Origin of the sequence: Saccharibacillus endophyticus (genome assembly GCF_013185185.1) — a bacterium.
Taxonomy (GTDB): Bacteria; Bacillota; Bacilli; order Paenibacillales; family Paenibacillaceae; genus Saccharibacillus; species Saccharibacillus endophyticus.
The window spans coordinates 175,260-187,977 of sequence record NZ_JAAZWE010000006.1; the positions used below are offsets into that span (position 1 = coordinate 175,260).

The 12,718-nt window shown below is 54.6% G+C and carries 9 protein-coding genes; 1 reads left to right on the forward strand and 8 read right to left on the reverse strand.

Annotation, left to right across the window (positions count from 1 at the left end):
• Positions 1-29: 29 nt before the first annotated feature.
• Both HRQ63_RS20615 and pyrR read right to left on the reverse strand, forming a co-directional pair.
• Positions 30-941: an aspartate carbamoyltransferase catalytic subunit gene (locus HRQ63_RS20615; protein WP_172247059.1), complete on the reverse strand. Its 912-nt coding sequence runs from the start codon at positions 939-941 to the stop codon at positions 30-32.
• The gene (pyrR, locus tag HRQ63_RS20620; RefSeq protein ID WP_172247060.1) at positions 938-1,495 is read right to left on the reverse strand and encodes a bifunctional pyr operon transcriptional regulator/uracil phosphoribosyltransferase PyrR; all 558 of its coding nucleotides are present in this window, start codon (positions 1,493-1,495) and stop codon (positions 938-940) included. The genes HRQ63_RS20615 and pyrR overlap by 4 nt, the downstream gene beginning before the upstream one ends.
• Positions 1,496-2,120: 625 nt before the next feature.
• Between pyrR and HRQ63_RS20625 the strand changes: the two genes are divergently transcribed.
• A complete protein-coding gene (locus HRQ63_RS20625) occupies positions 2,121-4,118 on the forward strand; it encodes a methyl-accepting chemotaxis protein (RefSeq protein ID WP_268239431.1) in 1,998 nt (665 codons plus the stop codon).
• 90 nt (positions 4,119-4,208) lie between these two features.
• Here the strand turns inward: HRQ63_RS20625 and HRQ63_RS20630 are convergent, their stop codons facing one another.
• The 6 genes from HRQ63_RS20630 to HRQ63_RS20655 form a co-directional block, all read right to left on the reverse strand.
• A complete protein-coding gene (locus HRQ63_RS20630) occupies positions 4,209-5,462 on the reverse strand; it encodes an LL-diaminopimelate aminotransferase (RefSeq protein ID WP_172247062.1) in 1,254 nt (417 codons plus the stop codon).
• 468 nt (positions 5,463-5,930) lie between these two features.
• Complete coding sequence (locus HRQ63_RS20635; RefSeq protein WP_172247063.1) at positions 5,931-6,902, reverse strand: RluA family pseudouridine synthase; 972 nt, start codon at positions 6,900-6,902, stop codon at positions 5,931-5,933.
• A 3-nt stretch (positions 6,903-6,905) separates the two neighbouring features.
• The gene (lspA, locus tag HRQ63_RS20640) at positions 6,906-7,412 is read right to left on the reverse strand and encodes a signal peptidase II (protein ID WP_172247064.1); all 507 of its coding nucleotides are present in this window, start codon (positions 7,410-7,412) and stop codon (positions 6,906-6,908) included.
• 253 nt (positions 7,413-7,665) lie between these two features.
• A complete protein-coding gene (ileS, locus tag HRQ63_RS20645; protein ID WP_172247065.1) occupies positions 7,666-10,758 on the reverse strand; it encodes an isoleucine--tRNA ligase in 3,093 nt (1,030 codons plus the stop codon).
• Between the two features lie 478 nt (positions 10,759-11,236).
• Entirely contained in the window at positions 11,237-11,764 is a 528-nt protein-coding gene (locus tag HRQ63_RS20650; protein ID WP_037289870.1) for a DivIVA domain-containing protein, read from the reverse strand.
• A gap of 166 nt (positions 11,765-11,930) precedes the next feature.
• Complete coding sequence (locus tag HRQ63_RS20655) at positions 11,931-12,713, reverse strand: YlmH family RNA-binding protein (RefSeq protein ID WP_172247066.1); 783 nt, start codon at positions 12,711-12,713, stop codon at positions 11,931-11,933.
• Between the last annotated feature and the right edge of the window lie 5 nt (positions 12,714-12,718).

Here is a 12,718-nt window from a genome sequence, read left to right on the forward strand (position 1 = left end):
TCGTTATCCATGCCTGGCAGCTTGACGGATTATCTCAATGCCCGTTCGACGACCGCCATGCGAATCGGCACGCCGTTGCTCATTTGCGAGAAAATCTTCGAGTTCGGCGCTTCGACCAAATCCCCGTCGATTTCGACATCGCGATTGACCGGAGCCGGGTGCATGATGATCGCGTGCGACTTCATCGTTTTCGCCCGATCCACCGTCAATCCATACTGGGCGCGATATTCGCTTTTCGACTTCAGGATGCCTTCGCCGTGACGTTCGAGCTGTGCTCTCAGCATCATGACCACATCCGCATTCAGCGCTTCTTCCATCGTCACATACGGTGCGTAAGCTTCCAGCTCCGGCGCTCTCATGCTGTCCGGCGCGCAGAATTTAACCGTAGCACCCAGCGTCCGCAGCGCCCACAGATTGGAGCGCGCCACCCGGCTGTGCTTCACGTCTCCGATGATGGAAACGGTCAGGCCGCGAATCTCGCCGAACTGTTTGCGCATCGTGTACACGTCCAGCAGCGCTTGCGTCGGGTGCTCGTTGTTGCCGTCCCCGGCATTGATCAGCGGCACTCGCACATGCTTCGCCAGTTCTTCCAGCACGCCGATCGGCTTCAAGCGAATGACGCCCGCGTCGATGCCCATGCTTTCCAGCGTGCGTACCGTGTCGTAGATCGACTCGCCTTTTTCCATGCTGGAAGCGGCGGCCGCGAAGTTCAGCACCTGCGTGCCCAGACGCTTTTGCGCCATTTCGAACGAGAATCTTGTCCGCGTGCTGTTTTCGAAAAACATGTTGGCGATAAAGCGGTCTTCCAGGATCGGCGCTCTTTTTTCCGTGTGACTTTCCCAGTAAGCGGCTCTCAGCAGGATCGAGTCAAGCTCGGAGGCGCTCAAGTCTTTGAGTCCGAGCAGTTCGCGTTCGCGAAGCGAGGAGCGGTAGGCGATCATACCAACACCTCCCGGCGGCTGCTGATGCGCACTTCTTCGTTATCGTCAATCTCGGTCAAAAAGACTTCGATTTCTTCGGTGCGCGAGGTCGGCACGTTTTTCCCTACGTAGTCGGCGCGGATCGGCAGTTCGCGGTGTCCGCGGTCGGCGAGCACGGCGAGTTGGATCATTTGCGGTCTTCCGCAGTCCATCAGGGCGTCCATCGCGGCGCGGATCGTGCGGCCGGTGTAGAGCACGTCGTCGAACAGGATCACGGTTTTTCCTTCTATGGAGACTTGGGATTCGCCGAACAGTTCCTGGCAGTTGATCGTAGCCTCGCTCTTCTGACGATCGTCGCGATACGAGCTGATGTCGATCTCCCCGCAAGCGACTGGCGTTCCTTCGATCTCAAAGATGCGTTTGGCGATCCGCTGCGCCAGCGGTACTCCGCGCGTTTTGATTCCGACGAGCACGCAGCCTTCGATGCCTTTGTTTTTCTCCAAAATTTCGTGGGCGATCCGGGTCAGTGCGCGGCGAATAGCGGCTTCATCCATAATGACGTGTGTTTCGTTCATGTGTGTGCGCCTCCTCAGGCAAAAGGTTTGTCACCCTTCGGCCCCGTGAACGTCGGTTTCTTTTGCGTCTGTATGCAAAAAGACTCCTTGCCCAGGCGGGCAAGGAGTCGAAATCGACATGTTGATTCGACGAAGAGCGCCAAAAATCGTTCCGCTCTCGGCGGACGCATTCTTGGTGAATCGTCGTTCACGTTACCTTGCCAGTCTCACGGGACTGAATTAAAGGTGCTATTCATTGGGCGCAAGTTCCGCCTCTGTTGCAATGAATTATGACAGAAGGGTTATCTCCTGTCAACCACCTGTATTTCATTTCGTCGATCCTTTTTACATATGGGAGAAACGAAATGAAGTTGACCGATATGCACCTTTTACACATGAATCATAAAATAACACTGCGCTCTCCTATTCCCTTATTCATAATTATACATTTAAATGTTGTATTTATTCAATAGTTTTTTTGAATTCTATTTTTATCCCCAATCTTTATGTCTGCGCGAACATATCAACCGAAAGACCCATAAATAAGGATTCTGGACATGGCTTTTTTCCGAAAACGTTTGCTTGAATTTCAGTCGAAACCTGCCGAAATATAAGATATCTATGCAATGAGGGGAGATTACACAGAATGAACTTTTTTAAAAACAGGCGTGTTTCATTATCTTTAGGCAACAAACTTTTGATTTTCTTTACGGCTATTCTTGTTATCTCGCTTCTGGTTTCCGCTATCCTTTCTTATGAATCGGCAAAAAGCGCGCTTAGCAAAGAATTGACTTCCAATGCGACGTCTAGCGTTCAGACCATGAATGCGATCGTTACGCGCGATATTCAAGCAAAAGTCGATGCGGTTGATTATTTGGCCTCCATCGTCACCTCTGAAGATTTCGATACCGGAGGCTTCAAAACGAACTCGGTCAACGCGCCGCTCGAAAATTACGATCTGACGCAAAACGATGTCGATTTGGCTTATGCCGGATCGGAAGCGGGCGTGTACATCGGTTCGGCTTCCAGTTATGTAGACCTTCCCGCAGACTACGATCCCCGCACGCGCAGTTGGTATAGCCTCGCCATGGAAAATCCGGACCGTGCCGTCGTAACCGAGCCTTACATTTCGGCTTCGAGCGGAAAAACGGGAATTACAATCGCCAAGCGCATGGACGACGGAAGCGGCGTGATCGGTCTTGATATTTCGATCGACGCTTTGCTGCAAACGACGGAAACGATGCATATCGGCAAAGAAGGGTATGCCTTCATCACGACGGAAAACGGCACGTATATTTCACACCCCACCGTCGAAGCCGGTTCCAGCAATACCGTCTCTATGCGGCTCGCCGAACAACAAACGGCTAACGGCATGTTCGACTACGTATTCGAAGACGAACCGAAAGTACTTGTTTACGCAAAAAACGAACTCAGCGGCTGGATCATCGCCGGCAGCTATTACGAAAACGAGGTTCAGGAAGCCGCCCAACCGATCTTTTATCGCCTGATTATCGTTTTGGCCGTATCGCTGGTCGCCGGCGGGCTGTTCATTTGGCTGCTGACCCGATCGATCGCGCGTCGGCTTAAAAACGTATCCCGGGCCGCCGAAGCGATCAGCGCGGGCGATCTTACCGGAACGGTAACCGATTCGGGTCGGGACGAAATCGGTCAGTTGGCCGCTTCGTTCCAAAGCATGAACGCTTCGCTCGGCAGCCTGGTCCGTTCGATTACGGGCTCCGTCTCGGACGTGGCCGCGTCTTCCGAAGAACTGAGCGCCAGCGCCGAGCATACCGGCAAAGCGACCCGCCAAATCACCGAATCGATCGAGGCGTTCGCCGCGACCAGCGAACGTCAAAGCGACAGCGTGGCGGACAGCTCCCGCAGATTGGCCGAAATATTCGAATGGCTGTCCGAGCTCCGCAAAAATTCGGAGCGTTTGGCCCAAGCTTCCCGCAGCTCGGCCGAGATGGCCGAAGAAGGCGATCTGCTCGTCGACCAAACGCTGGACCGCATCCGCGAAATCGATGTTTCCGTCCGCGAAGGCGGCGAGGTCATCTCCGGCCTGTCGGATAAATCGCAGACGATCACGGGCATTTTGCATACGATCGACGAGATCGCTTCGCAGACCAACCTGTTGGCGCTGAACGCTTCCATCGAAGCGGCACGCGCCGGCGAAGCCGGTCTCGGCTTTACCGTCGTTGCCAACGAAGTCAAAAAGCTTGCTCAGCAATCGGCCGACTCGGCCAAAACGATCGAAGGATTGATCCAGGATATCGTGGCCGATATTCAAGCTTCGCTGGAAACTTTCGTCAAGATCCGATCCTCCGTTACCGGCGGATTGGAAACGGCCGAACGCACCGCCGACAACCTGCGTCAGCTCAAAACGGCTTCGGAAGAAGTGTCCGACGATCTGAACGGCATGAATACTCAGGTCGGCGAAATCGCGGGCCATGCCGAAGAAGTCGCTCAGTCCGTTCGCGAAATCGCCAAAGCAGCCGAAACGAACCAATCCGGCACGCACGAAATCGCCGCCGCGGCCGAAGAACAGCTGGCTTCGATGGAAGAGATCGGACAATCGTCCGCTTCGCTTGCCCTGCTCGCCGAGCAGCTGCAAAACGAGATCGAACGTTTCAAAATCGACTGATCCGCCGGCATAAACCCGACAGAAAAAAGCCCGCTTCCGGAATATCCGGAAGCGGGCTTTTTAATCGTTCACATGAATGGCGGTTGCCGATTAAAATTCGAATTCCACATCGCTCAAGCGACGCTTGATTTCTTCGATCACGCGTTTTTCTTGCTCTTCGCCTTTTGCTTCGAACGTCACGGAGAAACGCACGAACGAACCTGCATCGTCCCAAGGTACGGTAGAGATCAATTTCTCGCGGATCAGGAACTGCGAGAATGCTTCGCCGCTGCCGAACGCTTCGCCGCCTTTGATGCCTTTAGGCGCCTGTACGTACAGGAAGAACGAGCCTTTCGGCTTAGTCGCCGTGAAGCCCAACTCGTTCAACGCGGCTACGAGCATGTCGTGGCGACGCGAATATTTCTCGGCGATTTTTTCCGTGATCGACGGATTGGCCAGGCCGTAAGCGGCCGCTTTTTGAATCGCGATGAATTGGCCGGAATCGTTATTGTCTTTGACGTCGCTGAACGCTTTGACGATGAGCGGGTTACCGGCTACAAAACCGATTCTCCAACCCGTCATGTTGTACGACTTCGATAGGGAATGCAGCTCGATGCCCACGTCTTTCGCACCCGGCGTGCTCAGGAAGCTGAGCGGCTTCAGGCCGTCATAAGTCAGCGCGGCATACGGAGCATCGTGTACCACGATGACTTCGTTGGCTTTTGCCCACTCTACAACTTTAGCGAAGAACTCGGGAGTCGCGCTGGCGCCTGTCGGGTTATTTGGATAGTTCAGGTACAGCAGCTTGGCACGCTTGGCGATGTCGGCCGGAATAGAGTCCAGGTCCGGCAGGAAGTCGTTTTCTTTGGTCAGCTGCACGTTGTAGACTTCGCCGCCTACGTATTTGGTGTGCGTGCCCAGAACCGGGTAACCCGGAACGGTCAGGATTGCCACGTCGCCCGGGTTGATGAACACGGACGGCAGCATCGCGAGGGCCGGCTTGGAGCCGATCGAGTGCACGATTTCCGTCGTCGGGTCAATGCCTTCGACTTTGAACACGTCTGCCAGGTATTGAGCCGCAGCGGCTTTGAATTCCGGGATGCCGTTGTCCGCGTAACCGCGGTTTTCAGGCTTTGCCGCTTCTTCGGCGAGCTTGGCCACGATGCCTGCATCCGCCATTTCGTCGGGTTCGCCTACGCCCATGTCAATCAGTTCGACATCCGGGAAAGCTTGGCGTGCTGCTGCTTTGGCGCGTTTGATTTTTTCGAATTTATAAATGTTGGTGTCCTTGCCGTAGTTTGCTCCGCCGATCCGATCGGCGAAAACTTGCTGGACGAATGTGTTTTGATACTGTTCGATACTCATGGTTAAGGTCAGCTCCTTGGGCAGAATGTTCTATGTTCTATCATGCCTCAAATTCGGGGGCAGGGACATGGATTATGTGGCGGAAAATTTAGTTTTTTTGCGCAGAGGGGGGTGTGACGCTTCGGGGTGGAAGGGCCTGCGGATCGCTGTTGCATTCCGGTTTTTCCCGATTGGAACAAAACCTTTACTGGTGGTAAAAAACCGGAATGCAAAGGCGAGCGCTGCGCTTCCTACGGCTCCTTCCACCCCTCCGCTCCGTCCGCGCATTGTGGTAAGGGGGCAAAGAGCGAGAGAGAAAAGCACCTGCCCCTTTTGAAAGGGGCAGGTGCAGGGGCGGGCGTTGCCCTTCGGTTCGCCTGATTGGGAGGCGAACTATAAAGATGGGCTCCGCTTTGCGAATCGCCGAGGGCCAGGTCAAGTGCGGGGCTCTCGCTGCGCGAATCGCCAAGCGCATAGAAGGCAATCGCGTTAGCGGCTGCGAAGGTAGGTCAGCAGCTCTTCCATATCGGCAGGTAACGGGGCGGAGAACTCAAGGCGTTCTCCGGTCGTCGGGTGCGTAAAGCCCAGTGAAGCGGCGTGAAGGGCTTGGCCCTGCATTTTGATGCCGCCGCTTCGGCCGTACATGGGATCGCCGACCAGAGGGTGGCCGATGAATTTCATGTGGGCGCGGATCTGGTGGGTACGGCCGGTTTCGAGCTTCAGTTCAAGCAAAGCGTAATCGCCGAAGCGTTCAATGACGTTGAAGTGCGTGATGGCGTGTTTGCCCCCGGCTTGGACAACCGTGTACATTTTGCGGTCGTGAGGGTCGCGGGCCAGGTTGGCTTCGACGGTGCCGTGGGTGTGCGCGATGTTGCCGCGTACCAATGCGTTATAGATTCGGCTCACGGAGTGGTCTTTGAGCTGCGCGGACAAAGACGCGTGCGCTTTATCGTTTTTGGCAGCCATCAGGAGGCCGCTGGTGTCTTTGTCGATGCGGTGCACGATACCGGGGCGGAGTTCGCCGTTGATGCCGGACAGGTCTTTGCAGTGGAACATCAGGGCGTTGACTAATGTGCCGGATGAATGACCTACAGCCGGATGGACGACCATGCCGCGGGGTTTGTTGACGACGATCACGTCGGCGTCTTCGTAGACGATCTCAAGCGGAATGTCTTCGGCTACGATATCGACCGATTCCGGCTGCGGTACGCGGACTTCGACTTGCTCGCCTGCGGACAGCTTGTAGTTGGCTTTCGCGGTACGTCCGTTTACGGTAACGTGCCCCTGCTCGATCCAAAGTTGAATCTGGGAACGGGATACGTCGCCTTCGATCGATTCGGTGACGTATTTATCAAGGCGCTGCTTATTGTCTTCGGCAGCAACGTTCCATTGCAAAACTTCTTCTTCGTTACCGTTCTCTTCCGCCGAAGCGTCAGGAACATTGGATGGCTGTTCAGTCATTAATTAGTCCTCCGTACGTTGTTCTGGCTGGTTTGCAGGCTGAGGTTCATTCGGACGACGCGAATCGAGCAGCGTATCGAGGATAATCAGCACGACGCCGACCACGATGCAGGCATCGGCCACGTTGAAGATCGGAAAGCTGTAACTGCCGAAATTAAACAGGAAAAAGTCCACGACTTCGCCCATGCGAACGCGGTCCAGGAAGTTGCCGAGCGCTCCGCCCAGTACCAAGCTGAGGGCGATCGGAAGCATGCGTGCCGAACCTTTGGCACTTTTTACCCGCTGAAGATACCAAATGATCCCGGCTACGACCACCAGAGTCACAATGATAAAGAACCACTGTTTCTCCTGCAAAATGCCGAATGCGGCGCCTTTATTTCGGTGCGAAGTCAAAATGAAGAAATCGCCGATGACCGGAATTTGATCTCGAATTTCCATACGCGTAGCTACCAGATACTTCGTTCCTTGGTCGATCAGAAAAGCTACAAGCGCGATCACATAATAAATCACGTTAATCCGTCACCTCGTATTTAAGATACATGCTCATGAGTCCCGGGAAACGGAAGCAAGTGCGTCCTTTCCAACCCGTCTATTGTAGCACAGCGCCGAATAGAGCGTCTATCGTCCCAAAGCGTATCTTCCTACCTCGAAGGAAGGCGCTTTGAATACATCTTCTCTTTATAACAAACAAACAGTGCCTGTCAGATTTGCACAGGCACTGTTTGCTGCGTCTTATTTGCTTGATTCGTCCCTTATTCTTACATCAATCGACTTTGATTCCGACTTCTTTACCGTTCAGCGTCATACGCTCCATACCGTCCGCGCTGCCGAACGATACATGGTTGACCAATACGTTCTCGCGCAACACAGATTCAAACGCGGTAAGCGCGGCTTGCAGTTCGGCGTCGACGTCGAGCTTCAGATCCACGTACTGCTCAACCTTGAGGTCGAGCTTTTTGCGCGTATCCTGAACCGCACGGACGATCTCGCGAACCCAGCCTTCTTGTTCAAGCTCCGGCGTCACATCCGTATTCAATGCGACGGTCAAGCCGTAGCCCGAAGCGGAAGCAAAACCTTCTTTGGCCTTTTTCTCGATCAACAGCTCTTCGCTTGTCACCTGCAGCTCTTCGCCGTCGGTCGATGCGATATTGAACGAGCCGCTGTCCACGACCGCGCGCGTTTCTTCCGCCGTCATGCCTTTGAAATGGTTTTGCAGGAAGCCGACGTTTTTGCCGTACTTTTTGCCTGCTACCTTCAAGTTCAGCTTGAGCGTGTAATCGACGAAGTCGCTGTCCCCGCTCTCGATACGGATTTCCTTCACGTTGATCTCGTCTTTGACGATCTCGGCGTAATCCGCCAAATCGAATTCGCGGTCCATCGACACGATCAGCTCGGACAGCGGTTGACGCGTCTTCAAGCTGTTTTCGTTCCGCACGTTGCGCGCAAGTTCAACGATCTGCTGCGACGTTTTCATATCGCGCTCCAGCTCGGCATCGATCAGCGAAGCGTCGGCTTCCGGATAGTCGGCCAAATGCACGCTTGTTTTGCCGCCCAGATTGCTGTACAGGTCTTCCGCCAATACAGGCATGAACGGCGCGATCAGACGCGCCAGCGTGCTCAGCACTTCGGCCAGCGTACGGTAAGCATCAAGCTTGTCTTCCGTCAGGCCGCTGCCCCAGAAACGGTCGCGCGAACGACGGATATACCAGTTGCTCAGACCGTCGACGAATTCTTCGATGCCTTTTGCCGCGGTCAGGAAGTCGTTGTCGGACAACGCTTCGTTCGCCGTTGTCACCAGGCTGTGCAGACGGGACAAGATCCAACGGTCCAGACGGCCCGTCGGCACTTGGAACGGATATTCCGCCGGATCGAAACCGTCGATATCCGCATAAAGCGTCAGGAACGCGTGCGTGTTCACGATCGTGTCCACGACCTTCGACTTCGCTTCGCCGACGACGCTCTTCGAGAAACGCTTCGTGTTCCACGGCGCGCTGTCGGCCAGCATGACCCAACGGAACGCGTCCATGCCGTACTCTTCGAGCACTTCCCACGGATCGACCACGTTGCCTTTGGATTTGGACATCTTCTGACCGTTCTCGTCCAGGATATGGCCGGTCGCCATCACGGATTTGTACGGCGCTTCGCCGGTGATCATGGTCGATACCGCCAGCAAGCTGTAGAACCAGCCGCGCGTCTGGTCGATGCCTTCCACGATCATGTCGGCCGGGTATTGCGCTTTGAACGTTTCTTCGTTTTCGAACGGATAATGCTGTTGGGCGAACGGCATCGATCCGCTGTCGAACCAGACGTCGATCACTTCCGGCGTACGGGTCATGACCGCGCCTTCGGCAAACGGCGATTTCAGCTTGATCTCGTCCACGTAAGGCTTGTGCAGCTCGATGTCTTCCGGCACGAAGTCTACGGCGCGTTCGCGCAGATCGGCGATGCTTTTCGGTGCGTACTGCTTGCCTGTCTCTTCGCATACCCAGACGTTGAGCGGCGTGCCCCAGTAGCGGTTACGGCTGATGTTCCAGTCGATCAGATCGTCCAGGAACTTGCCGAAGCGGCCGTCGCGAACGTGATCCGGGTACCATTTTACGCCTTTGTTGTTTTCGACCAGCTTGTCTTTGACCGCAGTCGTTTGGATGAACCAGCTGTCCGTCGCGTAGTACAGCAGCGGCGTGTGGCATCTCCAGCAGAACGGGTAGCTGTGCTCGTATTTTTCTTTGCTGTACAGACGGCCTTTTTCGGAAAGGTACTTCACGATTTCGATGTCGATTTCTCCGTCTTTGACGAAACGTCCGGCGAAGTCGGTCACTTGGTCCACGAAACGGCCTTGCGAATCGACGAGATTGATAAAGCTGATCCCGTTTTCGCGACAAACGCGGTAATCGTCTTCGCCGAAAGCAGGCGCCAAATGCACGATACCCGTACCGCTGGAATCCGTAACGAAGTCCGCGCCGAGTACCACATGTCCTTTTTCCGGCGTAAAGTAATGGAACGGAGCGTCATAGCTCAAGCCCACCAGCTCGGAGCCTTGCAGCTCGGACAACGTCTCGTATTCGCCTTTCAGCACGCTTCCCGTCAAGTTTTTCGCCAGGATCAGCACTTCGCCTTCCTGCTTTACCTTCACGTACGTCATGCTTGGATTAACGGCCAAAGCCATATTGGAAGGCAGCGTCCAAGGCGTCGTCGTCCAAGCCAAAACGAATTCGCCGTTTTCCAGCTTGAATTTGGCCGTGGCGCTCAGGTCTTTGACGTCTTCGTAGCCTTGGGCCACTTCATGCGAGCTCAGCGTCGTTTGGCAGGACGGACAGTACGGGCTGACGCGGTGTCCGCGGTACAGCAGTCCTTTGTCGTGGATGGTGCCGAGCAGGTTCCAGACGCTCTCGATGTACTTGTTGTCGAGCGTGATGTACGGGTTATCGAGGTCTGTCCAGTAGCCGATCGCTTCGGTCAGATCGCGCCACTGTTTCTCGTACGTGAAGACACTCTCTTTACACTTTTTGATAAACTTCTCGACGCCGTACTCTTCGATATCGTGCTTGCCGGAGATGCCGAGCTGCTTTTCCACGCCCAGTTCGACCGGAAGTCCGTGCGTGTCCCAGCCTGCTTTGCGCACGACATGGAAGCCTTTCATCGTCTGGTAGCGGCCTACGAAGTCCTTAATGACGCGTCCCAGCACGTGTCCGATATGCGGTACCCCGTTTGCGGTCGGCGGACCTTCGTAGAAAACGAAATTCGGCTTGCCTTCGCGGTTTTCGATCGATTGTTTGAACGTATTTTCTTCATTCCAACGGTTTAGCACACGCAGGTCGCGTGCGCGCGCTTTTTCTTTCACATCGACTCTTTGCATCGTTGTCGGCTCCTTTTTTGGTCAAAAATAAAACCCCGTCCCTGAAAAGGGACGAGGTTAGCTCGCGTTACCACCCTTGTTTCGCCGATTGCACGTCCTGTCCGAAAAACGTCTGAGCACTCCGCTTTTCGGGCACCGCGCAAAAAAGCGACACCTTAGTCTCCGTATCGATCAATACGGGTCCGTTGTAACGGTCGGCTTCCGGTACGGCCTACTCTCTTTTTGCGAACCTCGCGATCACTTGGCAAAAAGGATTCGAACGTACTTCTCCGGGATGATCTTCGGTCTATGCTTCGCACGCCGGCTTGCAGCTCGTAAAGGCCCGGCTCTCTGAAGAACGAATAGCATGACTTACTGTTCCCATCGTTGAATTTGATTCATGATTGTTTACGAATAAAACGCCGATACGGCGTCTTTTATTTATAGCGCTAACCGCGCCGGTTGTCAATAGTTGACACAGAGGACGGTCAGCCGCCGCTTAGTACAGTTCGCTTGAGCGACGATCAGCCTGGGCTTGTTCCATTTCGCGATCAAGCTCGCGACTTTGACGATCCAGGGCATCCCAACCATCCTGGGCCAGCAGTTCAAGCTGCGCTTCGATCAGCGTCCGGAAACGCGTGCGGTAGATCGAAGCCTGCTTCTTCAGTTCTTCCATCTCTACAGCAACTTTACGAGATTTGACGAGCGACTCGTTGATGATGCGATCGGCGTTCTTTTCCGCTTCTTTCACGACCAGCTGTGCTTCCTTTTTCGCGTTGCCGCGGACTTCATCCGCCGCTTCCTGCGCCACGATAATCGTCTTGCTCAGCGTCTCTTCCAGGTTCATGAAGTGATTCAGACGTTCTTCCATGGAAGTCATCCGATGCAGCAGATCTTTGTTTTCCCGAATCACGCTTTCGTAATCCTTAATGACCTGATCCAAAAACTCGTTGACTTCATCCTCGTCGTATCCCCGAAGACGCCGGCTGAATTCTTTGTTATGTATATCCAGCGGTGTTAATGCCATGATGTGCACCTCCAATGTATTAAGCACGCTGCCAACCCCTCGGCGAAAGCTCAGGCTGCATCACGTCCGTGCATAAGACCGCTGCGCTTGCGCGCAGGCAGTCCTTTTGGTTTTATCGGAATTTCGACATCGAAACGTGAATTCCTGCATAGTTCCACACAAACCGTTATACGAATTTTCCGATGCGGACACGATAACGCCCTTTTTTCGTCAGATCGCCGATCTCCAACACCCGGAAGCGACCGAATCCTTGGAGCGATACCGTATCGCCTTCACGCAGCGTTTTGGAAGGATCTTCTTCGACTTTCCAGTTGACGCGGCAGCGGCCGGCTTTGATCGGCGCGAGAATCTTTGCCCGACTCATGCGGTAAACGTCGCTGACAATTCCGTCAAGACGCGGTGAAGCCACGGTGAGTTCCATTTCGGCAAGCTCCGATTCCGAAGCGCGCAATGAGGCAATCGGCAGCACTTCGGTAAATACGCTGACCCGATGCACCTGTCTCAGCTCCAGATTAAGAAAATCCGCGATCTCGGCAGCTACCACGATGTGGCAACCGTCTTCGCGCGGATGGATATCACCGATCTTGGAACGCTTCATGCCAAGTCCAAGTACCGATCCCATATAGTCACCGTGCGCAAGCTCCGTGAACTTGCTGTCCGCCGGAGTGATCGACAGCACGGCCAATTTCATATCCTCGTCGCCCAGGTCCCGATAATCCGGCGCGATTACGGCTCGGCGCCGCTCCGCCTGGGGACTTCCGCCTTCAAGGCGAATCGCTACGTCTTGTTCCGAATTCGCCAACATCGACAATAGTTGAAGCTGGCGCGGATCAAGAAAGTCGGTCAGCTTCAACTCGTGATAGCGGGCCGCTCCTTCAAGCCATTCGGAAGCACGATCCACGAATTCCCGCTCGTCGGGATGGACGTGTTCATGTGTGTTTTTAGACATCTGTC

What these genes read in the sequence shown, in the direction of transcription:
- HRQ63_RS20615 (WP_172247059.1), bottom strand. Translation starts at nt 941, where the DNA reads ATGATCGCCTACCGCTCCTCGCTTCGCGAACGCGAACTGCTCGGACTC.
- pyrR (WP_172247060.1), bottom strand. Translation starts at nt 1,495, where the DNA reads ATGAACGAAACACACGTCATTATGGATGAAGCCGCTATTCGCCGCGCA.
- HRQ63_RS20625 (WP_268239431.1), top strand. Translation starts at nt 2,121, where the DNA reads ATGAACTTTTTTAAAAACAGGCGTGTTTCATTATCTTTAGGCAACAAA.
- HRQ63_RS20630 (WP_172247062.1), bottom strand. Translation starts at nt 5,462, where the DNA reads ATGAGTATCGAACAGTATCAAAACACATTCGTCCAGCAAGTTTTCGCC.
- HRQ63_RS20635 (WP_172247063.1), bottom strand. Translation starts at nt 6,902, where the DNA reads ATGACTGAACAGCCATCCAATGTTCCTGACGCTTCGGCGGAAGAGAAC.
- ileS (WP_172247065.1), bottom strand. Translation starts at nt 10,758, where the DNA reads ATGCAAAGAGTCGATGTGAAAGAAAAAGCGCGCGCACGCGACCTGCGT.
- HRQ63_RS20650 (WP_037289870.1), bottom strand. Translation starts at nt 11,764, where the DNA reads ATGGCATTAACACCGCTGGATATACATAACAAAGAATTCAGCCGGCGT.
- HRQ63_RS20655 (WP_172247066.1), bottom strand. Translation starts at nt 12,713, where the DNA reads ATGTCTAAAAACACACATGAACACGTCCATCCCGACGAGCGGGAATTC.